Origin of the sequence: Streptomyces sp. NPDC127119 (assembly GCF_042677425.1) — a bacterium.
GTDB lineage: Bacteria > Actinomycetota > Actinomycetes > Streptomycetales > Streptomycetaceae > Streptomyces.
In genome coordinates, this window is the sequence record NZ_JBHXTO010000117.1 from 1 (window position 1) to 21,928 (window position 21,928).

17 protein-coding genes are annotated in these 21,928 nt (G+C 70.8%); 7 read left to right on the forward strand and 10 right to left on the reverse strand.

Translation table 11 applies throughout. The features are described 5' to 3' along the window. Window positions 1-160: 160 nt before the first annotated feature. The 4 genes from ACFVH5_RS33720 to ACFVH5_RS33735 all read right to left on the reverse strand — a co-directional run bounded on the left by ACFVH5_RS33720 (window position 161) and on the right by ACFVH5_RS33735 (window position 7,548). On the reverse strand, window positions 161-2,290 hold the full coding sequence (locus ACFVH5_RS33720) for a 3-hydroxyacyl-CoA dehydrogenase NAD-binding domain-containing protein (RefSeq protein WP_384810037.1): 2,130 nt from the start codon (window positions 2,288-2,290) through the stop codon (window positions 161-163). After that, a complete protein-coding gene (locus tag ACFVH5_RS33725; RefSeq protein WP_384810035.1) occupies window positions 2,287-3,513 on the reverse strand; it encodes a thiolase family protein in 1,227 nt (408 codons plus the stop codon). The genes ACFVH5_RS33720 and ACFVH5_RS33725 overlap by 4 nt, the downstream gene beginning before the upstream one ends. Before the next feature lie 526 nt (window positions 3,514-4,039). Beyond that, complete coding sequence (locus ACFVH5_RS33730) at window positions 4,040-5,071, reverse strand: LacI family DNA-binding transcriptional regulator (protein ID WP_385837486.1); 1,032 nt, start codon at window positions 5,069-5,071, stop codon at window positions 4,040-4,042. Next, on the reverse strand, window positions 5,068-7,548 hold the full coding sequence (locus ACFVH5_RS33735; RefSeq protein ID WP_385837487.1) for a glycoside hydrolase family 2 protein: 2,481 nt from the start codon (window positions 7,546-7,548) through the stop codon (window positions 5,068-5,070). Before ACFVH5_RS33735 ends, ACFVH5_RS33730 begins: the two co-directional genes overlap by 4 nt. A gap of 159 nt (window positions 7,549-7,707) precedes the next feature. Here ACFVH5_RS33735 and ACFVH5_RS33740 point away from each other — a divergent pair, with 159 nt between their 5' ends. The 3 genes from ACFVH5_RS33740 to ACFVH5_RS33750 are packed head-to-tail and all read left to right on the forward strand — an operon-like array spanning window position 7,708 to window position 10,819. Then, window positions 7,708-9,024 carry an extracellular solute-binding protein gene (locus tag ACFVH5_RS33740; RefSeq protein WP_385837488.1) on the forward strand — a complete coding sequence of 439 codons (1,317 nt, stop codon included), beginning with the start codon at window positions 7,708-7,710 and terminating at the stop codon, window positions 9,022-9,024. Then, window positions 9,024-9,974 carry a carbohydrate ABC transporter permease gene (locus tag ACFVH5_RS33745; RefSeq protein ID WP_385837489.1) on the forward strand — a complete coding sequence of 317 codons (951 nt, stop codon included), beginning with the start codon at window positions 9,024-9,026 and terminating at the stop codon, window positions 9,972-9,974. Before ACFVH5_RS33740 ends, ACFVH5_RS33745 begins: the two co-directional genes overlap by 1 nt. Beyond that, window positions 9,971-10,819: a carbohydrate ABC transporter permease gene (locus ACFVH5_RS33750; RefSeq protein ID WP_385837490.1), complete on the forward strand. Its 849-nt coding sequence runs from the start codon at window positions 9,971-9,973 to the stop codon at window positions 10,817-10,819. Before ACFVH5_RS33745 ends, ACFVH5_RS33750 begins: the two co-directional genes overlap by 4 nt. Window positions 10,820-10,940: 121 nt before the next feature. Here ACFVH5_RS33750 and ACFVH5_RS33755 read toward each other — a convergent pair whose 3' ends face one another. From ACFVH5_RS33755 to ACFVH5_RS33765, 3 genes are all read right to left on the reverse strand, one after another. After that, window positions 10,941-12,227, reverse strand: a complete 1,287-nt coding sequence (locus ACFVH5_RS33755) for an HRDC domain-containing protein (protein ID WP_385837491.1) — start codon at window positions 12,225-12,227, stop codon at window positions 10,941-10,943. Window positions 12,228-12,395: 168 nt separating this feature from the next. Then, complete coding sequence (locus ACFVH5_RS33760; RefSeq protein ID WP_055514175.1) at window positions 12,396-13,058, reverse strand: response regulator transcription factor; 663 nt, start codon at window positions 13,056-13,058, stop codon at window positions 12,396-12,398. A gap of 590 nt (window positions 13,059-13,648) precedes the next feature. Beyond that, window positions 13,649-14,275 (reverse strand): DUF3000 domain-containing protein, encoded by a 627-nt coding sequence (locus ACFVH5_RS33765; RefSeq protein ID WP_384810045.1) that lies wholly within the window; start codon window positions 14,273-14,275, stop codon window positions 13,649-13,651. 234 nt (window positions 14,276-14,509) lie between these two features. On the opposite strand from ACFVH5_RS33765, the gene hemE reads away from it, so the two are divergent. Then, window positions 14,510-15,577 carry a uroporphyrinogen decarboxylase gene (gene hemE / locus ACFVH5_RS33770; protein WP_385837492.1) on the forward strand — a complete coding sequence of 356 codons (1,068 nt, stop codon included), beginning with the start codon at window positions 14,510-14,512 and terminating at the stop codon, window positions 15,575-15,577. 78 nt (window positions 15,578-15,655) lie between these two features. On the opposite strand, the gene ACFVH5_RS33775 is transcribed toward hemE, so the two are convergent. Then, a complete protein-coding gene (locus tag ACFVH5_RS33775; RefSeq protein ID WP_385837493.1) occupies window positions 15,656-16,483 on the reverse strand; it encodes a rhomboid family intramembrane serine protease in 828 nt (275 codons plus the stop codon). Between the two features lie 103 nt (window positions 16,484-16,586). Here ACFVH5_RS33775 and ACFVH5_RS33780 point away from each other — a divergent pair, with 103 nt between their 5' ends. Continuing rightward, entirely contained in the window at window positions 16,587-16,943 is a 357-nt protein-coding gene (locus ACFVH5_RS33780) for a hypothetical protein (protein WP_107022146.1), read from the forward strand. 126 nt (window positions 16,944-17,069) lie between these two features. On the opposite strand, the gene ACFVH5_RS33785 is transcribed toward ACFVH5_RS33780, so the two are convergent. Continuing rightward, complete coding sequence (locus ACFVH5_RS33785; protein ID WP_385837494.1) at window positions 17,070-18,470, reverse strand: FAD-dependent oxidoreductase; 1,401 nt, start codon at window positions 18,468-18,470, stop codon at window positions 17,070-17,072. A gap of 27 nt (window positions 18,471-18,497) precedes the next feature. Continuing rightward, window positions 18,498-19,505, reverse strand: coding sequence for a DUF4349 domain-containing protein (locus ACFVH5_RS33790; protein WP_385837495.1), 1,008 nt, complete (start codon window positions 19,503-19,505; stop codon window positions 18,498-18,500). A gap of 192 nt (window positions 19,506-19,697) precedes the next feature. Here ACFVH5_RS33790 and hemG point away from each other — a divergent pair, with 192 nt between their 5' ends. Then, entirely contained in the window at window positions 19,698-21,191 is a 1,494-nt protein-coding gene (gene hemG, locus ACFVH5_RS33795) for a protoporphyrinogen oxidase (protein ID WP_385837496.1), read from the forward strand. Between the two features lie 4 nt (window positions 21,192-21,195). Next, window positions 21,196-21,927 (forward strand): hydrogen peroxide-dependent heme synthase, encoded by a 732-nt coding sequence (hemQ, locus tag ACFVH5_RS33800; RefSeq protein WP_384810016.1) that lies wholly within the window; start codon window positions 21,196-21,198, stop codon window positions 21,925-21,927. The last annotated feature ends 1 nt before the right edge of the window (window position 21,928 follow it).

Below are 21,928 nucleotides of genomic sequence, written 5' to 3' on the forward strand. Positions count from 1 at the left end.
GGTTCCCGTCCAGGCATGGGGCTGCGCCCCTCGCCCCCTTTGTCCTCAAGCGCCGGACGGGCTGGATTTCCAGCCTGTCCGGCGTTTGAGGACCGGGGGTTCGGGGGCAGCGCCCCCGAGGCAGGTACGGGACGGGTAGGGGCGGCGGGGGCGAGAAGAGCTACGCCGGGACCGACGCCACGCCCGGGGCCAGGAACGGCTTGCCGTTCACTCGGACCGAGACACCCTCACGGTCCAGGTACGGCGTGATGCCACCCAGGTGGAACGGCCACCCGGCACCCGTGATCAGGCACAGGTCGACATCCTGCGCCTCGGCCACGACACCCTCGTCGAGCATGAGCCCGATCTCCTGAGCGACGGCGTCGAGGACACGGGCGCGTACCTGCTCCTCGTCCAGGACGGAGTCGCCCTGCTTCAGCAGCGCGGCGACCTCGGGGTCGAGCTCGGGCTTGCCGCTGTCGTACACGTAGAAGCCGCGCTTGCCCGCCTTCACGACCGCCGCCAGGTTCGGCGAGACCGTGAAGCGGTCGGGGAAGGCCCGGTTGAGCGTCTCGGAGACGTGCAGACCGATCGCGGGACCGACCAGCTCGAGCAGCACCAGCGGAGACATCGGCAGCCCCAGCGGCTCGACCGCCTTCTCGGCGACCGCGACCGGCGTGCCCTCGTCGATGACGTTCTGGATCTCGCCCATGAAGCGGGTGAGGATGCGGTTCACGACGAACGCCGGGGCGTCCTTCACCAGGACCGCGGTCTTCTTCAGCTTCTTGGCGACACCGAAGGCGGTGGCGAGCGAGGCGTCGTCCGTCGCCTCGCCCCGCACGATCTCCAGGAGCGGCAGGATTGCGACCGGGTTGAAGAAGTGGAAGCCCACGACCCGCTCGGGGTTCTTGAGCTTCGACGCCATCTCGGTCACCGACAGCGAGGAGGTGTTGGTGGCGAGGATCGCGTGCGCCGGGGCGACCGCCTCGACCTCCGCGAACACCTGCTGCTTGACGCCGATCTCCTCGAAGACGGCCTCAATGATGAAGTCGGCGTCGGAGAAGCCCTCGGCCTTGTCCAGGACGCCTGTGACCAGGGCCTTGAGGCGGTTGGCCTTGTCCTGGTTGATACGGCGCTTGCCGAGCAGCTTGTCGATCTCGGCGTGGACGTAGCCCACACCCTTGTCGACGCGCTCCTGGTCGATGTCGGTCAGCACGACCGGCACCTCGAGGCGGCGCAGGAACAGCAGGGCGAGCTGCGAGGCCATCAGACCGGCGCCGACCACGCCGACCTTGGTGACCGGGCGGGCGAGCGACTTGTCCGGCGCGCCGGCGGGGCGCTTGCCGCGCTTCTGCACCAGGTTGAACGCGTAGATGCCGGAGCGCAGTTCACCACCCATGATCAGGTCGGCGAGCGCCTTGTCCTCGGCGTCGAAGCCCTGCTGGAGGTCGCCGTTCTTCGCGGCGGCGATGATGTCGAGCGCGCGGTACGCGGCCGGGGCCGCCCCGTGCACCTTGCTGTCCGCGATGAAGCGGCCCTTGGCGACGGCCTGGTCCCAGGCCTCGCCGCGGTCGATGACCGGGCGGTCGACGACGATCTCGCCCTTGAGGACGGACGCCGTCCAGATCAGCGACTGCTCAAGGAAGTCGGCGCCCTCGAAGAGCGCGTCGGCGATCCCCAGTTCGTAGACCTGCACGCCCTTGAGCTGCTTGTTCTGGTTGAGCGAGTTCTCGATGATCACCGAGACGGCCTTGTCGGCGCCGATCAGGTTCGGCAGCAGGGCGCAGCCGCCCCAGCCGGGCACCAGACCGAGGAAGACCTCGGGGAGCGAGAAGGCCGGCAGGGACGCGGAGACCGTGCGGTAGGCGCAGTGCAGACCGACCTCGACACCGCCGCCCATGGCCGCGCCGTTGTAGTACGCGAAGGTCGGGACCGCGAGCCCGGACAGCCGCTTGAAGACCTCGTGGCCGCCCCTGCCGATGGCGAGCGCGTCCTTGTGCTCCTTGAGCAGCTCGACGCCCTTGAGGTCCGCGCCGACGGCGAAGATGAACGGCTTGCCGGTGACACCGACGCCGATGATCTCGCCCGCCGAGGCCTCCTTCTCGACCTGGTCGATCGCGGCGTCGAGGTTCGCCAGCGAGGCCGGGCCGAAGGTGGTCGGCTTGGTGTGGTCGAAGCCGTTGTCCAGCGTGATGAGCGCGAAGCGCCCCGCGCCGAACGGCAGGTCGAGGTGGCGTACGTGCGCCGACGTCACGACCTCGTCGGGGAACAGCTCCGCTGCGCCCTTCAGGAGTTCAGTGGTGGTGCTCACTTGTCGCCTCCGGCGTCCTTGTGGTGCGGGTTCTCCCAGATCACCGTGGCGCCCATGCCGAAGCCGACGCACATGGTGGTGAGGCCGTAACGGACCTCCGGGTGCTCCTCGAACTGGCGGGCCAGCTGGGTCATCAGCCGGACGCCGGAGGAGGCCAGCGGGTGGCCGTACGCGATGGCGCCGCCGTACTGGTTGACGCGCGCGTCGTCGTCGGCGATGCCGTAGTGCTCCAGGAACGCGAGGACCTGGACGGCGAAGGCCTCGTTGATCTCGAAGAGGTTGATGTCCTCGATCGACAGACCGGCCTTCGCGAGGGCCTTCTCGGTCGCCGGGATCGGGCCGTAGCCCATGACCTCCGGCTCGACGCCCGCGAAGGCGTACGAGACGAGCCGCATGCGCACGGGCAGGTCGTGCTCGCGCGCGAACTCCTCGGACGCGATGATCGAGGCGGTGGCGCCGTCGTTCAGACCGGCCGCGTTGCCGGCGGTGACCCGGCCGTGCACCCGGAACGGGGTCTTGAGGCCCGCCAGGTTCTCCAGGGTGGTGCCGGGGCGCATCGGCTCGTCGGCGGTGACCAGGCCCCAGCCCGTCTCACCGACCTCCGCGTTGGTGTTGCGCACCGAGATCGGCACCAGGTCCTGCTGGATCTTGCCGTTGGCGTACGCCTTGGCGGCCTTCTCCTGCGAGCGCACGGCGTACTCGTCGGCGCGCTGCTTGGTGATCGTGGGGTAGCGGTCGTGCAGGTTCTCCGCGGTCATGCCCATGAAGAGGGCCGACTCGTCGACGAGTTTGTCGCTGACGAAGCGCGGGTTCGGGTCCACGCCCTCGCCCATGGGGTGGCGGCCCATGTGCTCCACACCGCCCGCGATGACGGCGTCGTACGCGCCGAAGGCGACGGAGCCGGCCGCGGTCGTCACGGCGGTCAGCGCGCCGGCGCACATGCGGTCGATCGAGTAGCCGGGCACGGACTGGGGCAGCCCGGCCAGGATGCCGGCCGTGCGGCCCAGCGTCAGACCCTGGTCGCCGATCTGCGTGGTCGCGGCGATGGCGACCTCGTCGATCTTCTTCGGGTCGAGTCCGGGGTTGCGGCGCAGCAGCTCCCGGATCGCCTTCACGACGAGGTCGTCGGCGCGGGTCTCGTGGTAGATGCCCTTCGGGCCCGCCTTGCCGAACGGGGTGCGGACGCCGTCGACGAAGACGACGTCCCTGACGGTACGAGGCACGATGGCTCTCCTCCAGATGCGGATTGCACTACTGCGATGCGCTGAGCGCGCGCTCAGGACCCATGCTACTTACGGGTAACGTAGCTGCCCAGTCCCGGGGCCCGGAGCGTCGAAGGTCACACTCCCAGTGTGCCCGCGCGGCTGCCACCCCGAGGCTGCCCACGCCCCTAAAGGCGGGGTCGGTGACCGGCCACGCGACGGCTGCGGGTCCGGTGGGGGTTGGCCGCGCAGTTCCCCGCGCCCCTAAAGGCGCGGGGGTGTGCCGGTCGTGTGAAGCCTGCGGCCCAAGGACCGAAAAGCCGGGGCGCAGCCCCGCTTTTCAGGGGCGCGGGGAACGGCGCGCTCAGCCGCGATGCACCTGTACTCGACGTGCAAGGGTCACCCCGTCCCACCTGAGGGGCGCGGGGAACGGCGCGCTCAGCCGCGACGCTCCTGTACTCGACGTGCAAGGGTCACCCCCTCCCGCCTAAGGGGCGCGGGGAACTGCGCGGCCAGCCCCCGCCCGCCCGCGCCGTCGAGCGGGCCGTCACCGAGGTGGTGCCGTAGACCCCCGGGGGGTCAGCACCGGTGTGGGGACCGGGTGGGAACCGCCCGCCTCCCCACCCGTGATGACCCCGAACAGCGTTCGAGCAACCTCCGCCCCGAACCCGTGCACGTCATGACTCATCGCCGACAACGTCGGATGCGTCAACCGGCACAGCTGCGAGTCGTCCCACGCCAGCAGCGACACATCCCCCGGCACGGACAGCCCCATCTCGGACGCCACCGACAACCCGGCCACCGCCATGATGTCGTTGTCGTACACGATCGCGGTCGGCCGATCCGAGGCGGACGCGGAAAGCAGTGACCGCGTGGCCCGAGCCCCCGCCTCCCCGGAGAAGTCGGTCGCCACCTGCCACGCCCCGCTCAGCTCCAGCCCCCGCGCCGCCGCGTCGAACGCGGCCGTACGGATCGCCGTGTGTCCGAGCGCCGCGGCCCCGCCCACCCGCGCGACCCTCCGGTGTCCGAGCGCCGCGAGATACCGGACGGCCTCCGTGACGGCACTCGCGTCGTCGGTCCACACGGAGGTGAGTCCGCCGGTCAGCGAGGGGTGCCCGACGGCCACGACGGGCATCCCGAGCCGTTCGACGGCGGCCACCCGCGGATCGTCGGCCCGGAAGTCCACCAGGATCGACCCGCTGACGTGTTTGCCGCGCCACCAGGAGTCCTGGAGCCCGACCTCCTCCTCCACGGTCCGCAGCAGCCGCAGCAGCAGCGAGCACGAGTGCTCGGTCAGGACGCTCTCCACGCCCGAGACGAACTCCATGTAGAACGGTTCGAGTCCGAGCAGCCTGGCCGGCCGGCAGATCGCGAGGCCCACCACGTCCACCCGCCGCCCGGCCAGCGACCGTGCGGCGAGGTTCGGCGCCCAGCCGAGTTGCCGGGCCGCCTCGAAGATGCGGTCCCGGGTCGCCTCGGACAGCCCCGGTTTGTGGTTGAAGGCGAGCGACACGGCCCCTTTGGACACCCCGGCGCGGGCCGCGACGTCCTTGATCGTGACGCGGGACGGTGTCGTCATGGTGCGGGCTCCACGCAGTACAGGGCGGAGCGTACGGTCTCCGCGTCCGGTTGCCCCGGAGTCTCCCAGCCCCGTACGCCGATGGTCACCTGTTCGCCCGGCAGCAGCGTGACGAGCCCCCGGTCGGCCGCGGCGGAGGGCGACAACCGGTCGGCCTGCAGCAGCAGATCCCGTACGAGCGTGTGGGCGGTGACCGTGACCTCTCCCGGAACGTCGACCGAGACGTCGAACCGCGGCCTGGGGTACGGGATCTCATGGTCGGCGGCAGTGAAGTGCAGCGCCCGCAGCCCCACCCGGCTTCCGCCAGGGCGCCCACCCGGGCCTCGGCCAGGAACCCCATCCGAGTCCCCGCCCGCACCCCCGCTTCCGTCCGCCACCAGGAACTCCTTCGGTCCCACCGGCACGAGATCCTCCGGTACCCGCAGGTCACCGACCGCCCGCGCCCCCGCCATCACCTCCATCCCGGCCTCCGCCACCACCCCGCCCTCGACCGACATCCGCCGCAGTACCACCCGGCACGCCCACGGCTCGGCCGACTGGTTGACCGCGGCCAGGACGAGCCCGTCCGGACGCGGCTGGAGCGTCAACAGCCGGTCCGCGTACAGCCGTTTCAGCTCGTGGTAGAGCGGTTTCTCGCGGCCGTCCCCGTCGATCGCGGCCCAACTGGTCACCGGCCAGCAGTCGTTGAGCTGCCAGACGATCGTGCCCGCGCACACCGGCCAGTGCGAGCGCCAGTGTTCGATGCCGGTGGCGACGGCCCGTGCCTGGTTCACCTGCGTGAGGTAGTGCCAGCGGTCGAAGTCGGCTTCGCCGAAGCCCTGTTCGGGTACGGCGAAGTGCCGGGCGAGCCCGCGCGCCAGCTTCCCGTTGCCGTCGTCGGCCTTCTGGTGGTGCAGCATGCCGGGGGAGTCGGGGGCCAGGACCTCGCCGGGCAGGGCGCGCCGCAGCGTGGCGTACGCGGGCGGTGCCTGCCAGCCGAACTCGGCGACGAAACGCGGCACTTCGAGCCGGTAGTCCGCGTAGTCCCGCCGGTTCCACACCTCCCACGAGTGATGGGTGCCGTGCGCGGGGTCGTTGGGATGGTGGTCCCAGGAGCCCGACCACGGGCTCCCCGCCGTGTAGGCCCGGGTCGGGTCCAACTCGGCGACCACACGCGGCAGCAGACCGAGGTAGTAGCCCTCGCCCCACGATTCCCCGGCCAGTCGCCGCTCCCAGTCCCAGTCCCGGAAACCCCACAGGTTCTCGTTGTTGCCGTTCCACAGCACGAGCGAGGGATGCGGCATCAGCCGTACGACGTTCTCGCGCGCCTCGGCCTCCACCTCGCCGCGCAGGGGCTGCTCCTCCGGGTAGGCGGCACAGGCGAAGGGGAAGTCCTGCCAGACCAGCAGGCCCAGTTCGTCGCAGGCGTCGTAGAAGTCCTCGCTCTCGTAGAGGCCACCGCCCCACACGCGTACGAGGTCCACGCCGGCGTCGGCCGCCCGGGTCAGCCGGGTGCGGTAGCGCTCGCGGGTGATCCGGGAGGGGAAGGCGTCGTCCGGGATCCAGTTGACGCCACGTGCGAAGAGCCGCTCGCCGTTGACGACGAAGGTGAACCCGGAGCCGTGCTCGTCGTCCCGCCGGTCCAGTTCGACGGTCCTGAAGCCCACGCGGCGACTCCAGGTGTCCAGCGCCCCAGTCGCGTCCGAGAGCAGCAACTCGACGTCGTACAGCGGCTGTTCGCCGTAGCCTCGCGGCCACCACAGGCCGGCGTCCGGCACCTCGAGGCGTACGACCGCGCTCGTGCCGACGACGTCCACGACGTCCACGGCCGCCTCGGCCCCGCCCACGCGGGCGCTCAGCGTCAGTCCTGCCGCCCCCCATGACCGCTCGACCTCCACGTGCAACTCGACGACGCCCAGGCGCTGTTCGACCGTCACCAGGGGGCGTACCCGCGCCATCCGGGCCGTCGTCCAGTGCTCAAGGCGGACCGGTTTCCAGATGCCGGCCGTCACCAGGGTCGGGCCCCAGTCCCAGCCGAAGGAGCAGGCCATCTTGCGGAGGTACTGGAAGGGCTCTGCATAGGCGTTCGGCCGCTCGCCGAGCCGTCCGCGCACCGCCTCGGCCTCGTCGTACGCGGACCGGAAGTGGACCGAAAGGCGCCCGCCGAGCCCCGTGACGTCGAAGCGGTACGAGCGGTGCATGTTCCGTACCGTGCCCAGGAGTCGGCCGTCCAGCCGGACCTCGGCGACCGTGTCCAGGCCGTCGAGGACGAGGTCGGTCCGCTCGTGCCCGCCCGGCTCCGGAGCGAGCGTCGTCTCGTACAGCCAGTCGCGTCGCCCCACCCACGCCACCTCGGTCTCGCCGCGCCCGAGGAACGGGTCCGGGACGAGCCCCGCCGCCAGCAGATCCGTATGGACGCAGCCCGGCACCGTGGCCGGCAGTTCGGCCCCGTCGTGCCGCAGGACCCATCCCTCGTGGATCGGCGTGACATCCAGCATGCGCACTCCTAAACCGGTATAGGCCAATGCCGACCGTACGGTGGTAATGCCTCTCGATCCTTGGCGAAATAAGGACTTTACCGGTTTAGTACCGGCTGCCAGAGTGCGGAACCAGCCATCCCACTCGTGCTCATCCGTCCCTGAACGGAGCTGGTGAAGATGAACCACCGCACGAAGATCGCCGGAAGCCTCCTCGCCGCCGCGCTGCTGGCCGCGGGCTGTACCGGAAGCGGAGGCACGTCGAAGGGCGCGGACGCCGAGGCCCCCGACGACCCGGCCAAGGTGTCCGGCACGATCAAGGTCCTCACCCACCGGACCGACCTCGTGCAGGACGGCACGATGAAGAAGTACGCGGCCGAATTCAACAAGACCTATCCGAAGGTCAAGGTCGAGTTCGACGCCCTCACGGACTACGAGGGCGAGGTCAAGATCCGGATGAACACGGAGAACTACGGCGATGTGTTGATGATCCCCGCCGTGATCAAGAAGAACGACTACCCCAGGTTCTTCGCCTCCCTCGGCGCCGAGACCGACCGCGCGAAGAAGTACCTGTTCACCGACTTCACCACGGTCGACGGCAAGGTCTACGGACAGAGCCCGATGGGAGCCCTCCCCGGCTTCCTCTACAACAAGCGGATCTGGAAGGAGGCCGGGATCACCGACTGGCCCACCACACCGGCCGAGTTCGTCGGCGGTCTCAAGGCCGTCAAGTCGAAGACCGACGCGATCCCGTACTACACGAACTTCAAGGACATGTGGCCGCTGACGCAGTGGACGTACATGGACGGCGCGGTCAGCTGCGATCCGCAGGCGACGTCCCGCCTCGCCGAGGGCGACCCGTGGGCGAAGGGCGAGGACCTGCGCGTCGCCGACACCCTGCTGTACGACATCGCGCGCGGCGGGCTGATCGAGAAGGACCCGACGACCACCAACTGGGAAGCCTCGAAGCCCAAGTTGGCCAAGGGCGACATCGCCACGATGTGGCTCGGCTCCTGGGCGATCACCCAGTTCCGGGCGGCGGCCGAGCAGGCCGGCGCGAACCCGGACGACATCGGCTTCATGCCCTTCCCGGCCCAGCGGGACGGGAAGTTCTGCGCGACCATGTCGCCCGACTACAACCAGGCCGTCAACATCAACTCCGACCACAAGGCGGCGGCCCGCGCCTGGATCGACTGGTTCACCGACACGTCCGGTTACGCGGCCGACAACCTGACCCTCTCCCCGGTCAAGGGCGCCCCGCTGCCCGCGGTGCTGCGGCCGTACGAGGACGCGGGTGTGAAGCTCATCGAGCTGGACGACGCGAAGGGCGCGGCGGTCAAGGAGATCGACAACGAGTCGGAGGTCGGCCTCTACAAGCCCGACTACCGCCAGGACCTCGTCGACCTCGCCCGCGGCGCCAGGAAGGGCAGCCTCGACGACTTCCTCGGCGACCTCGGCAAGCGCTGGGAAGAGGCACGGAAGTCCACGGGGTCCTGATGACGGACACGACCGAGAAGGCGGCGCGGCCGAGGGAGGCCGCTCCCGCCCGCCGCCCGGCGCGCGCCCGTGCCCCGCGCCGGCTGCGCCTGCGGCGGGGCCTCACCCCGTGGCTGTTCCTCGCCGCGCCGCTGGCCTTGCTGATCACGTTCACGTACGCGCCGGTCGTCAACATGGTCGCGTACAGCTTCACCGACTGGGACGGCGTCAGCCCCGAGCTGAGCTGGACGGGCACCGGGAACTACGTCGAACTCTTCACCCGCCCCGAGCTGTTCGAAGTCTTCTTCGTCAGCGGCTACTACCTGGCCGCGTCCGTCGTGCAGATCGTCGTCGCGCTCTACTTCGCGACGGTCCTCAGCTTCAACGTGCGCTTCCGGAACTTCTTCAAGGGCGTGCTCTTCTTCCCGTACCTGATCAACGGGGTGGCGATCGGTTTCGTCTTCCTCTACTTCTTCCAGGACGGCGGCACCCTCGACTCGGTGCTGAGCCTGTTCGGCGTCCACTCCGACCGCGCCTGGCTGGGCACCCCGGTCTCCGCGAACGTCTCCCTGGCAGGGGTCTCCGTCTGGCGCTACCTGGGCCTGAACTTCGTCCTGTTCCTCGGCGCGATCCAGTCCGTCCCGGGCGAGCTGTACGAGGCGGCGGAGCTGGACGGAGCGAACCGCTGGCACCAGTTCCGGTACATCATCGCGCCCGGCATCAGGCCCGTGCTCAGCCTGACCGTCATCCTCTCCATCTCCGGCTCGCTGTCCGCCTTCGAGGTGCCGTTCATCATGACCGGCGGCGCGACCGGCACCGAGACCTTCGTGATCCAGACGGTGAAGCTGGCCTTCCAGTTCAACAAGACGGGGCTCGCCTCGGCAGCCGCGGTCGTCCTGCTCCTGATCATCCTCGCGGTGACCTGGGTGCAGCGACGCCTCGTCCCGGACGACAAGGTGGATCTCGTATGAGCCGCACGCCCCGCGTCTCGCGCGGTGGGGTCGCCCGGACCCTCACCTACCTGTCGCTGATCGCCGCGAGCGTGGTCGTCCTGCTGCCGCTCCTCGTCGTCCTGCTGACCTCCCTCAAGTCGGAGAAGGAGATGGCGAACGACAGCGGGGCGCTGCAACTCCCCGACGACCTGCTGAACTTCGACAACTACGTGACGGCCTTCCAGGACGGCCGGATGCTCTCGGCGTTCGGGAACACCGCGTTCATCCTGCTGTTCTCCGTCACCGGCACGGTGATCATCGGTTCGATGGCGGCGTACGCGATCGACCGCTACACCTTCCGCTTCAGGAAGCTGGTCGTCGCGCTGTTCCTCGTCGCCACGCTCGTACCCGGGGTGACCACGCAGGTGGCGACCTTCCAGATCGTCGACAGCTTCGGCATGTTCGACAGCCGCTGGGCGCCGATCGTGCTCTACATGGGCACGGACATCGTCTCGATCTACATCTTCCTGCAGTTCGTGCGGTCGATCCCCGTCTCGCTCGACGAGTCCGCCCGGCTCGACGGCGCGAACGCCTTCACGATCTACCGGAAGATCATCCTGCCGCTGCTGAAGCCCGCGATCGCGACGGTGGTCATCGTGAAGGGGATCACCGTCTACAACGACTTCTACATCCCGTTCCTCTACATGCCGTCCGAGGATCTTGGCGTGATCTCAACGTCCCTGTTCCGCTTCAAGGGCCCGTTCGGAGCACATTGGGAGAACATCTCGGCGGGAGCGGTCCTCGTCATCCTCCCGACCCTGCTCGTCTTCCTGTTCCTCCAGCGCTACATCTACAACGGCTTCACGAGGGGCGCGACGAAATAGCCCCCGAGGCGCTCCGCGCCTCCAGGGGCGCGGGGAACTGCGCGACAAGCCACAACGGACCGGCAGTCGCGCCCCGTCCCGCACCACCAACGGCGACGGGGCGCCCCGTGCAGGTCAGGACCTACTCCTTGGTCTTGGGCTTGGCGGCCAGCGCGGCAACCAGCACAGGCGTCACCTGCGCAACCTGCCAAGCGCGAGCCCCGTACCCCGCAAGGGCAGCCGCGACCGACGCCGCGTCCGGAGCGGCCGGCGGCTCCCAGCAGACCCGCCGTACCGTGTCCGGAGTGATCAGGTTCTCCTGCGGCATGTTGAGCGTCTCCGCCAGCGCGGACACGGCGGCCCGCGCCGCCGACAGCCGCGCCGCGGCGGCCGGATCCTTCTCGGCCCAGGCGCGCGGCGGAGGCGGCCCGGTGAGCGGCTGCCCCGGCTGCGGAAGCTCGGCGTCGGGCAGCTCCTTCGCCCGGTCCACGGCCGCCTGCCACTGATCGAGCTGGCGCCGGCCCATACGGTGCCCGAAGCCGTTCAGCGCGGCGAGCGCGTGCACGTTGGCCGGTACGGCCAGCGCGGCCTCGACGATCGCCCCGTCGCCGAGGATCTTGCCCGGCGAGATGTCCCGGCGGCGTGCCGCCCGGTCCCGGGTCTCCCACAGCTCCCGTACGACGGCCATCTGCCGGCGGCGGCGCACCTTGTGCATCCCCGACGTACGGCGCCACGGGTCCTTGCGGGGCTCCGGCGGGGGCGCCGAGGCGATCGCGTCGAACTCCTCGCGGGCCCACTCCAGCTTGCCCTGCCGGTCGAGCTCCTTCTCCAGCGCGTCCCGCAGGTCGACGAGCAGCTCCACGTCGAGCGCGGCGTAGCGCAGCCACGGCTCGGGCAGCGGGCGGGTCGACCAGTCGACGGCCGAGTGCCCCTTCTCCAGTACGAAGCCCAGGACGCCCTCGACCATCGCGCCGAGCCCGACCCGCGGGAACCCGGCCAGCCGGCCGGCCAGCTCGGTGTCGAACAGGCGGCTGGGGACCATACCTATCTCCCGCAGACACGGCAGATCCTGGGTGGCCGCGTGCAGCACCCACTCCGTTCCGGAGAGCGCCTCGCCCAGGCCCGACAGGTCGGGACAGGCGACGGGGTCGATGAGCGCGGTGCCCGCGCCCTCGCGGCGCAGCTGCACCAGATACGCGCGCTGGCCGTAGCGATAGCCGGACGCCCGCTCGGCGTCGACGGCGACGGGGCCGGTGCCCGCCGCGAACGCGGCGATCACCTCGGCGAGGGCGTCCTCGTCGGTGATCACCGGCGGAATTCCGTCGCGGGGCTCCAGCAAAGGGATCGGCGCCGGTTCGACGTCGTCCGGAGGAGCGCCTCCGGTGGTTCGCAGTGAACTGTCTGCTGCGGTCTCTTGGGCGTCGGTCACCTGTCAAGGGTATCTGTGTATGACAGACGCCCGTCGACGGAACGTTCCGTCGACGGGCGTCAGAGGGTCGTAAACCAGTCAGGTCGGTGAATCCTGCATCAGTCGAACGTCCTGGTTCGTGCGAAGGGGATGATCCGGTTCAGGCGGAGGGGATGGTTTCGGCGGGGGTCAGTGGATGATTCCCGTGCGCAGGGCCACCGCCACCATGCCGGCGCGGTCACCCGTGCCGAGCTTGCGGGCGATGCGGGCGAGGTGGCTCTTGACGGTCAGCGCGGACAGGCCCATCGAGACACCGATGGCCTTGTTCGACTGGCCTTCCGCCACCAGCCGGAGCACCTCGACCTCACGGCCGGACAGCTCGCGGTAGCCGCCCGGGTGACTCGGGGAACCCGGGGGGCGGCGGTGCATACGGGCGGCGGCCGAGCCGATGGGGGCGACGCCCGGCCGGGTGGGAAGCCCGACGTTCGTACGGGTGCCGGTGACGACATAGCCCTTGACGCCGCCCGCGAGGGCGTTGCGTACGGCGCCGATGTCGTCGGCGGCGGACAGGGCCAGGCCGTTCGGCCAGCCCGCGGCACGGGTTTCGGACAGGAGGGTGAGGCCGGAGCCGTCGGGGAGATGGACGTCTGCGACACAGATGTCGCGGGGGTTGCCGATGCGGGGACGAGCCTCCGCGACGGACGAAGCCTCGATCACGTCGCGAACACCGAGCGCCCACAGGTGGCGGGTGACGGTGGAGCGCACGCGGGGGTCGGCCACGACCACCATCGCGGTCGGCTTGTTCGGGCGGTAGGCGACCAGGCTTGCGGGCTGCTCAAGGAGAACGGACACCAGGCCTCCTGGGGTGCGGGACGGGGGACCGGCTGTGGGGATGAAGCCGGGACGAACCGTGCTTTCAAGGTCACAGAGGTCTTCGGCATCAAACCCGTCCGCCTTTAGAGAATGATCACGATTTGGTGAGTAATAATGCGTGCAATTCGGACGCACGATCGATCATCCGAAGATCGAAACGAGTCCGCTCCGCTTCGATACGAGGCCGAAAGTGGTCGTATCGATAAAAGGGCAAACGTGTTTTCGTGCAGGCCGGGGGTGGTCCGGGGTCGGGTCGAGGGGTTGCGGGGGCGCGGTCGGGGCGCGGGCGCGGCGGGCCACCCTCCGGAGGTGCCCCGGAAGGGGGAGGCCGGACGGAGGGTTGACGGCGCCCCCCAGAACACAACTGAAGCCGCACCTCTCAAGAGGCACGGCTTCAGAAAGGCGGCCCCGTAAGGGGCGCGGGGCTGTGTCATCGTGCGGCTCCGCCGCGTGGGCGCGACCAGCCACGAAGGGCCTGCCTTTAAGGGGCGCGGGGAACTGCGCGACCAGCCACGACGTACCCGCGGACGGCATCCGGGCCGTCCGGCGGGGGGGCTGAGGGACAGCGCCTAGCGGCTCTGCGGCCCCCGCCGCTGCGGCAGCGTCACCACGGACGCATCGCCCGGCGCAGCCGGCGGCAGCCCCGCGATCTGCGCGAGCAGGTCGCACCAGGAGGCCAGGTGCGACGCCGTGTCCGGAACCCCGCCCAGCCCCTCCCGCGGAGTCCAGGACGCCCGGATCTCGATCTGCGACGCGGCAGGGCGCTCCGAGAGGCCCCCGAAGTAGTGCGAGCTCGCCCGCGTGACCGTCCCGCTGGGCTCGCCGTACGACAGCCCGCGGCCCTGCAGCGCACCCGTCAGCCAGGACCAGCAGACCTCGGGCAGCAGCGGATCGGAGGCCATCTCCGGCTCCAGCTCCGCGCGGACCAGCGTCACCATGCGGAACGAGCCCTGCCAGGCGTCGTGCCCGGCCGGATCGTGCAGCAGGATCAGCCGGCCGTCCGCCAGATCCTCGTCACCGTCGACGACGGTGGCCTCCAGCGCGTACGCGAACGGCGCGAGCCGTCGAGGCGCCTTCGTCGGATCGATCTCGATCTGCGGCCGCAGCCGCGCGGCCCTCAACGCATCGACGGCGGCTCGAAAAGGCAGCGGAGCCGCCTCCATCGCATCCCGCTCCCCCTCCTTCGGGTCGTCCATTCCAGCGCCGTCCGACAGTCGTCCCTGAGCCGCAGCCATGCGGGGAAGATTAAGGGGAACAGAGCCTTTGCGCAGGGAGAGACACCCGTGCGCCGGACCACTGTCCGGATCACGTTGCCGAAAAGCGCCCCCGAACGCGCCGTTTCGCGACGGTACGTAACGGAGTGCGAGTCGGGGCGTCCCCGCGTCGGACCCCGGCTCCCGGTGCCTCCGGGCCGTGCGAGACTTTTCGTCGTGAGCGTCATTGACCGCCCCAAGGGCCAGCAGCCGACCGCGACATACGACTCCGCCTTCCTCAAGGCGTGCAGGCGTGAACCCGTGCCGCACACGCCCGTGTGGTTCATGCGGCAGGCCGGACGCTCACTGCCCGAGTACCTGAAGGTGCGCGAGGGCATCCCCATGCTGGAGTCCTGCATGCGGCCCGAGCTGGTCGCCGAGATCACCCTCCAGCCGGTCCGCCGGCACAAGGTGGACGCGGCGATCTACTTCAGCGACATCGTCGTACCGCTGAAGGCCATCGGTATCGACCTGGACATCAAGCCCGGCGTGGGCCCCGTCGTCGAGAAGCCGATCCGCACCCGCGCCGACCTCGACCAGTTGCGTGATCTGACGCCGGACGACGTCTGGTACGTCACCGAGGCGATGGGGCTGCTCACCCGTGAGCTGGGTTCGACCCCGCTCATCGGTTTCGCGGGTGCGCCGTTCACTCTCGCGAGCTATCTCGTGGAGGGCGGTCCCTCCCGCAACCACGAGCACACCAAGTCGCTCATGTACGGCGACCCGCAGCTCTGGGCGGACCTGCTCGACCGCCTCGCCGACATCACGGCCGCGTTCCTGAAGGTGCAGATCGAGGCGGGCGCCTCCGCAGTCCAGCTCTTCGACTCCTGGGTCGGCGCCCTCGCCCCCGCCGACTACCGGCGCTCGGTGATGCCCGCCTCCGCGAAGGTCTTCCAGGCCGTCGAGTCGTACGGCGTTCCGCGCATCCACTTCGGTGTGGGTACGGGGGAACTGCTGGGGCTCATGGGTGAGGCCGGCGCGGATGTCGTCGGCGTCGACTGGCGGGTGCCGCTCGACGAGGCCGCCCGTCGGGTCGGCCCCGGGCGGGCCCTCCAGGGGAACCTGGATCCGGCTGTCCTGTTCGCCCCCACCTCGGTCGTGGAGGGGAAGGCCCAGGAGGTGCTTGACGCTGCCGCCGGGCTTGAAGGGCATGTGTTCAACCTCGGGCACGGGGTGCTGCCGTCCATGAGCCCCGATGCGTTGACGGGGCTCGTGGAGTACGTGCACGCGAACTCGCAGCGCTGAGGTTCGACCGGGTTCGTCTTCACCTGCGGGCCGGTGGCGGCCGGTCGCGCCGTTCCCCGCGCCCCGTGGGGACGGCGCTCACCAGCGGTGGTGGGCCCTCCTGCCCCACAGGAGGCCGCGTGGTTGGGGCGGGGGCGGGGTGCCCCGGCGCAGGGGCCAGGCCAGGAGCATGCCGGTCAGGAAGCCGACCACGTGGGCCACGTACGCGACGGTGCCGGCCTCGGAGACGCCCCTGCCGGACGAGTACACCGCCTGGAGGCCGAACCAGAAGCCCAGCACGATCCAGGCGGGCAGCCGCAGCGGCAGGAAGATCAGGAACGGCACCAGGACCCAGACCCTGGCCCGCGGGTAGAGGACCAGGTACGCGCCCAGCACCCCGGCGATCGCCCCGGACGCACCGATCAGCGGGTCGGTCGAGTCCGCGTTGACCAGGGCGAAGCCGTAGGCCGCCGCATAGCCGCAGGCCACGTAGAAGAACGCGTAGCGGATGTGGCCGAGGCGGTCCTCGATGTTGTTGCCGAAGATCAGCAGGAACAGCATGTTGCCGAGCAGGTGCACCCAGCCGCCGTGCAGGAACATCGCGGTGAGGACCGACAGTTGGGGTGACTTGTCGTAGCCGGGCGGGCCGACGGCACAGCCTTGAGCGGCGGCCCCCGCCCCCACGCCACCGGTGGGGACCGTCGTCGGGAGCTGTCCGTGGATCAGCTCCCGCGGTATCGCCGCCCACTGCTCAAGGAACGCGTGCAGCTGGCACAGCTGCGACAGATGCGACGCACCGCTGTGGCCGGTGAGCGAACTCGCCACGCCCGGAGTGGCCAGGAAGACCACGAAGTTGGCGGCGATCAGCGCGTACGTCACATAGGGCGTGCGGCGGGCCGGGTTCACGTCATGGACGGGTATGACCACGGATGGATCCTGCCCCCGGTTCAGGGAGTCTGAACGGCGGAAGGGCCGCGTGCGTATGTTTCGGCAACCACCCGAGCCCCGAGCACCACGTGAGGAACAGGTCATGAACGACCGAGCCGCTCAGCCGTTGATCGCCACGCCGGACGGCGAGGCGGAACTCGCCGTGGTACTCAGGCTGTCCTGGGAGGACGTGGCCGCGCTCGGCCAGGAGGCGGGGCGGCTGGCCGCGAGCATGCAGCGGCCCGTGACGCTGGACGAGGCGGCGAGTCATCGGCTGCGGGGGCGGCAGGTGGGGTCGCATGCGCGGCCCGCCGCCGCGTCGGCGTCGGCCATGCCGGCGGCTGCGCCGGCCGCTGTGGGTGGGCCTCAGGTTTCCGCCGTGTCCTCGTTGTCGCGGACGCCGGGGGAGCAGGCCCGACAGGCCATAGAGAAGATAAATGGGAATGCCCAGGGGGCCTGAGGGGGCGCTGTTCGGCTGCGGGCCCGGTGGGGGCTGGTCGCGCAGTTCCCCGCGCCCCTGAGGGGCGCGGGCTGTGGTTGTGTGTCGGCCGGTCGTCGGCCCGTGCCCCCAATAGGGTTTTCGACCCTATTGGGTCGTCCTGCGTACCGCTGTCACCGCCTTGCGGGCCGCTACCAGGATGGGGTCCCAGACCGGGGAGAACGGTGGGGCGTAGCCGAGGTCCAGGGCTGTCATCTGTTCGACCGTCATGCCTGCCGTGAGGGCGACCGCGGCGATGTCGACGCGCTTGGCGGCGCCCTCGCCGCCGACGATCTGGACGCCCAGGAGGCGGCCGGTGCGCAGCTCGGCGAGCATCTTCACCGTCATGAGGTCGGCCTTCGGGTAGTAACCCGCGCTGTTCGTCGACTCGATCGTGACCGCCTCGAAGCGCAGCCCCGCCCGGTGCGCGTCCTTCTCGCGCAGGCCCGTACGGGCGATCTCCAGGTCGCAGACCTTGCTGACCGCCGTGCCGACGACACCGGGGAACGTGGCGTAGCCGCCGCCGGCGTTCGAGCCGATCACCTGGCCGTGCTTGTTGGCGTGGGTGCCCAGCGCGATGTGGCGCTCGCTGCCCGAGACCAGGTCGAGGACCTCGACGCAGTCGCCGCCCGCCCAGATGTTCTCGTGGCCGCGCACCCGCATGGCCAGGTCCGTCAGCAGCCCCTTGTGGTCGCCGAGCGGCAGCCCCGCGGCCTCGGCGAGCGCCGTCTCCGGCCGGACGCCGATACCGAGGACCACCACGTCCGCCGGGTACTCGCCGTCCTCCGTCGCGACCGCGCGCACCCGCCCGTCGTCACCGGTGAGGATCTTGGTGACCTCGGCGTCGTTCACCATGGTGATGCCCATGCCCTCCATGGCCTTGTGCACCAGGCGGCCCATGTCCGGGTCGAGCGTGGCCATCGGCTCCTTGCCGCGGTTGACGACCGTCACCTCGTACCCGCGGTTGATCAGCGCCTCGGCCATCTCCACACCGATGTAGCCCGCGCCGATCACGACCGCGCGGCGGCCCTCCGTACGGCTCAGCGTGTCGATGAGCGCCTGACCGTCGTCGAGGGTCTGCACCCCGTGCACCCCGGGGGCGTCGATGCCGGGCAGCGACGGCCGTACCGGCCGGGCGCCTGTCGCGATCACGAGCTTGTCGTACGACGTCCACGCCTCGGTCCCGGAGTCCAGATCGCGGGACCGCACCCGGCCGCCGTCGACATCGAGTTCCGTGACCTCCGTACGCATCCGCAGGTCGATCCCGCGTTTCCGGTGCTCCTCGGGCGAGCGGGCGATCAGCTTGTCCCGCTCATCGACCTCGCCGCCCACCCAGTACGGGATGCCGCACGCGGAGTAGGAGCTGAAGTGTCCCCGCTCGAAAGCGATGATCTCCAGTTCGCCGGGGCCCTTCAGCCTGCGTGCCTGGGACGCGGCGGACATGCCCGCCGCGTCCCCTCCGACGACCACCAGACGCTCTTTCGTACGGGTCTCGCGACTCATAGTCATACGAACACGCTACGGCGGTCCGGCATTTCAGTCCCGCTCGGGCTCGCCGCTCTCGGCCGCGGGGACAGTCGCGGGCACGGGCGCGACGCGCGGTGTCCGGCCGCGCAGGAAACGTACCCACAGGAACAGCAGCAGCGCCGCGCCCACCAGGAACGGCAGTACCGCGCCCAGCGCCAGCGCGATCCAGCGGAACATGCTCACGAACGCGTCCCAGCCGCCCCCGAGCGCGTCGGTGAAGCCGGGTTCGTCGTCCTCGGCGGCCTTCTTCACCGGTGTCTCGGACAGCGACAGCGTGATCGTGGCCAGGCTCGTACGGTCCTTCAGCGACGCCTGCTGGGCCAGCAGCGACTCCAGGTCGGCCTGGCGCATGCTCAACTCGCCCTCCAGGGTGACCACATCGCTCAGCTTGGAGGCCCGGTCCATCAGCTCGCGGATCCGCGCCACGCTGGCCCGCTGCGTCTTGACGCGGCTCTCCACGTCGACGACCTGCTCGGTGACGTCCTCCGCCTTCGCCTTGAGGTCGAGGAGCTTGCCCGAGCCCTCCAGCTCAGTGCGGACCTCCTCGTACCGGTCCGCCGGGACCCGCAGGACGACCCGGGACCGCTCGCGGCCCCCGGAGTCGCGGTCCGTGGTCTCGTCGCCGACCATCCCGCCCGCGTTCTCGACCACGGTACGGGCCTCGGCGAGCGACTTCGGCACGTCCTTGACCTGCACGGTCAGCGAGGCGGTGTGGATGATGTGGACGGCCGGCCCCGGCACCGGGGCGGCCTCCTTGCCCCTGGCGCCGCCCGCGCCGCTGTCGGCCGCACCGCCCGCGTCCGCCGCGCCCGCTCCCGCGCCCTTGGCGTCCGAGCCGGCGGCCTTGTCCATGGCCGAGCTGTCGGACCCGCTGTCGGCCGAACCCGTGCACCCCGTGAGGGCCAGGGCGCCGGAGAGCAACAGCGCCGAGAGGAGCTGTCCGGGGCGTGCGGAGCGGTACCGGGTCGTCGTGCCGCTGTCCTTGCCGCCGCTCCTGCCACTGCCGTGTGTCCGCATGTCGGTGTACCCCCGAGGTGTCGTGATGAGCGTCGTGACGACTGACGTTCCTTCGACGCCCGGGCCCCGCGGGACGTTGGCCCGATCCGGTCCCGAAGAGGTCACGGTCCGGCCTCGTCACGGACACCCCGGTCACGCGCCGGGGCGCCGGGGGCCCGGGAGACGGCGTACCGGGTCTGGGACAGTGGACACATGCACGCAGACACACGTACGGGCCCGGGTCACGTCGTCGTCATCGGGGGCGGTATCGCCGGTCTGGCCGCCGCGCACCGGCTGCTGAACGGCGGCGCGCGCGTGACCGTCCTGGAGGCCTCCGACCGCCTCGGCGGCAAGCTGCTGCCTGGCTCGGTCGCGGGCGCCCGGGTCGACCTGGGCGCCGAGTCGATGCTCGCGCGGCGGCCCGAGGCGGTCGCTCTGGCCCACGAGGTCGGCCTCGCCGACCGGCTCCGGCCGCCGAACACGGTGGGCGCCTCGATCTGGACGCGCGGGGCCCTGCGGCCGATGCCCAAGGGACACGTCATGGGCGTCCCCGCGGACGCGGCGGCCCTCTCCGGGGTGCTCTCCGACGAAGGCCTGCGCCGCATCGAGCACGAGCGCGACCTGCCCCGCACGGAGGTCGGCGACGACGTGGCGGTGGGTGCCTTCGTCGCGGAGCGGCTCGGCCGCGAGGTCGTCGACCGGCTCGTCGAACCCCTGCTCGGCGGGGTCTACGCGGGCGACGCGTACCGCATCTCGATGCGTTCGGCCGTCCCGCAGCTCTTCGAGGCCGCCCGTACGCACGCCTCGCTCACGGAGGCGGTCCGCGAGATCCAGGCGAAGGCCGCGCGCGGTCAGAAGCCGGACCAGCCGGCGGCCCCGGTCTTCATGGGCATCGAGGGCGGCATCGGCCAACTGCCGCTCGCCGTCGCCGAGTCGGTACGGGCCCGAGGCGGCGAGATCGTCACGGGCGCCCCGGTCACGGAACTGCGCCGGGTCACGGGCGCTGCGGCCGGCGGCGAACGGCAGGAGGGCTGGCGGGTCGTCACGGGCGGCCGGACCCTGGTGGCCGACGCCGTCGTCATGGCGGTCCCCGCAGGCGCCGCCGCCGCACTGCTCGGCGCCGAGGCCCCCGCCGCCGCGGCCGAGCTGGCGGCCGTCGAGTACGCGTCCATGGCGCTGATCACCCTCGCCTACCGCCGCGACGAGGCGGCCCTCCCCGAAGGCAGCGGATTCCTGGTGCCGCCCGTCGACGGGCGGACCATCAAGGCGTCGACGTTCGCGTCCCAGAAGTGGGGCTGGATCGCCGAGGCGAACCCCGGCACGGTGGTCCTGCGCACCTCCGTCGGCCGGTACGGCGAGACGGAGATCCTCGGCCGCGAGGACGCCGACCTCGTCGACGTGTCCCGGCACGACCTGCGCGAGGCCACCGGCCTCACCGCGCAGCCCCTGGAGACCCGGGTGACCCGCTGGGACGACGGACTGCCCCAGTACCCGGTCGGGCACCACGCGCGCGTGGCCCGCATCCGCGCACACGTCGCGAAGGTGCCGGGCCTCGCGGTGTGCGGAGCGGCGTACGACGGCGTGGGCATCCCGGCCTGCGTCGCGAGTGCGAACGCCGCCGTGGACCGGCTGCGGGGCGACGACCGGCTGACGCACGCGCTGACCGCCCACCCGGTGCAGAGCCTGCACGGCGGAGCGGGAGAATAGCCCCATGAGTGACGACGCCCCCATCACCGGCCCGGCCAGGACCCCGAACGCCGGCAAGAAGGCCAAGGACCTCAACGAGGTCATCCGCTACACCCTCTGGTCCGTGTTCAAACTGCGTGACGTGCTCCCCGAGGACCGCACCGGCTACGCGGACGAGGTGCAGGAGCTGTTCGACCAGCTCGCCGCCAAGGACGTCACGGTCCGCGGCACGTACGACGTCTCGGGGCTGCGCGCCGACGCCGATCTCATGGTCTGGTGGCACGCCGAGACCGCCGACCAGCTGCAGGAGGCGTACAACCTCTTCCGCCGTACGAAACTGGGGCGCGCGCTGGAGCCGGTCTGGTCGAACATGGCGCTGCACCGGCCGGCGGAGTTCAACCGCTCGCACGTGCCCGCGTTCCTCGCCGACGAGACGCCGCGCGACTACATCAGCGTGTACCCGTTCGTGCGCTCCTACGACTGGTACCTGCTGCCGGACGAGGACCGGCGCCGGATGCTGGCCGACCACGGCAAGATGGCGCGCGGCTACCCCGACGTGCGGGCCAACACGGTCGCGTCGTTCTCGCTGGGCGACTACGAGTGGATTCTCGCGTTCGAGGCGGACGAGCTGTATCGCATCGTGGACCTGATGCGGCACCTCCGTGCGTCGGAGGCGCGCATGCACGTCCGCGAGGAGGTCCCGTTCTACACGGGCCGCCGAAAGTCCGTGACAGAACTGGTCACGGCCCTGGCCTGAC

Excerpts from the sequence above, each read along its gene's own strand:
- ACFVH5_RS33750 (WP_385837490.1), top strand. The coding sequence starts at position 9,971 with ATGAGCCGCACGCCCCGCGTCTCGCGCGGTGGGGTCGCCCGGACCCTC.
- ACFVH5_RS33740 (WP_385837488.1), top strand. The coding sequence starts at position 7,708 with ATGAACCACCGCACGAAGATCGCCGGAAGCCTCCTCGCCGCCGCGCTG.
- ACFVH5_RS33780 (WP_107022146.1), top strand. The coding sequence starts at position 16,587 with ATGAACGACCGAGCCGCTCAGCCGTTGATCGCCACGCCGGACGGCGAG.
- ACFVH5_RS33745 (WP_385837489.1), top strand. The coding sequence starts at position 9,024 with ATGACGGACACGACCGAGAAGGCGGCGCGGCCGAGGGAGGCCGCTCCC.
- hemG (WP_385837496.1), top strand. The coding sequence starts at position 19,698 with ATGCACGCAGACACACGTACGGGCCCGGGTCACGTCGTCGTCATCGGG.
- ACFVH5_RS33735 (WP_385837487.1), bottom strand. The coding sequence starts at position 7,548 with ATGCTGGATGTCACGCCGATCCACGAGGGATGGGTCCTGCGGCACGAC.
- ACFVH5_RS33765 (WP_384810045.1), bottom strand. The coding sequence starts at position 14,275 with ATGGACGACCCGAAGGAGGGGGAGCGGGATGCGATGGAGGCGGCTCCG.
- hemQ (WP_384810016.1), top strand. The coding sequence starts at position 21,196 with ATGAGTGACGACGCCCCCATCACCGGCCCGGCCAGGACCCCGAACGCC.
- ACFVH5_RS33730 (WP_385837486.1), bottom strand. The coding sequence starts at position 5,071 with ATGACGACACCGTCCCGCGTCACGATCAAGGACGTCGCGGCCCGCGCC.
- ACFVH5_RS33785 (WP_385837494.1), bottom strand. The coding sequence starts at position 18,470 with ATGACTATGAGTCGCGAGACCCGTACGAAAGAGCGTCTGGTGGTCGTC.
- ACFVH5_RS33790 (WP_385837495.1), bottom strand. The coding sequence starts at position 19,505 with ATGCGGACACACGGCAGTGGCAGGAGCGGCGGCAAGGACAGCGGCACG.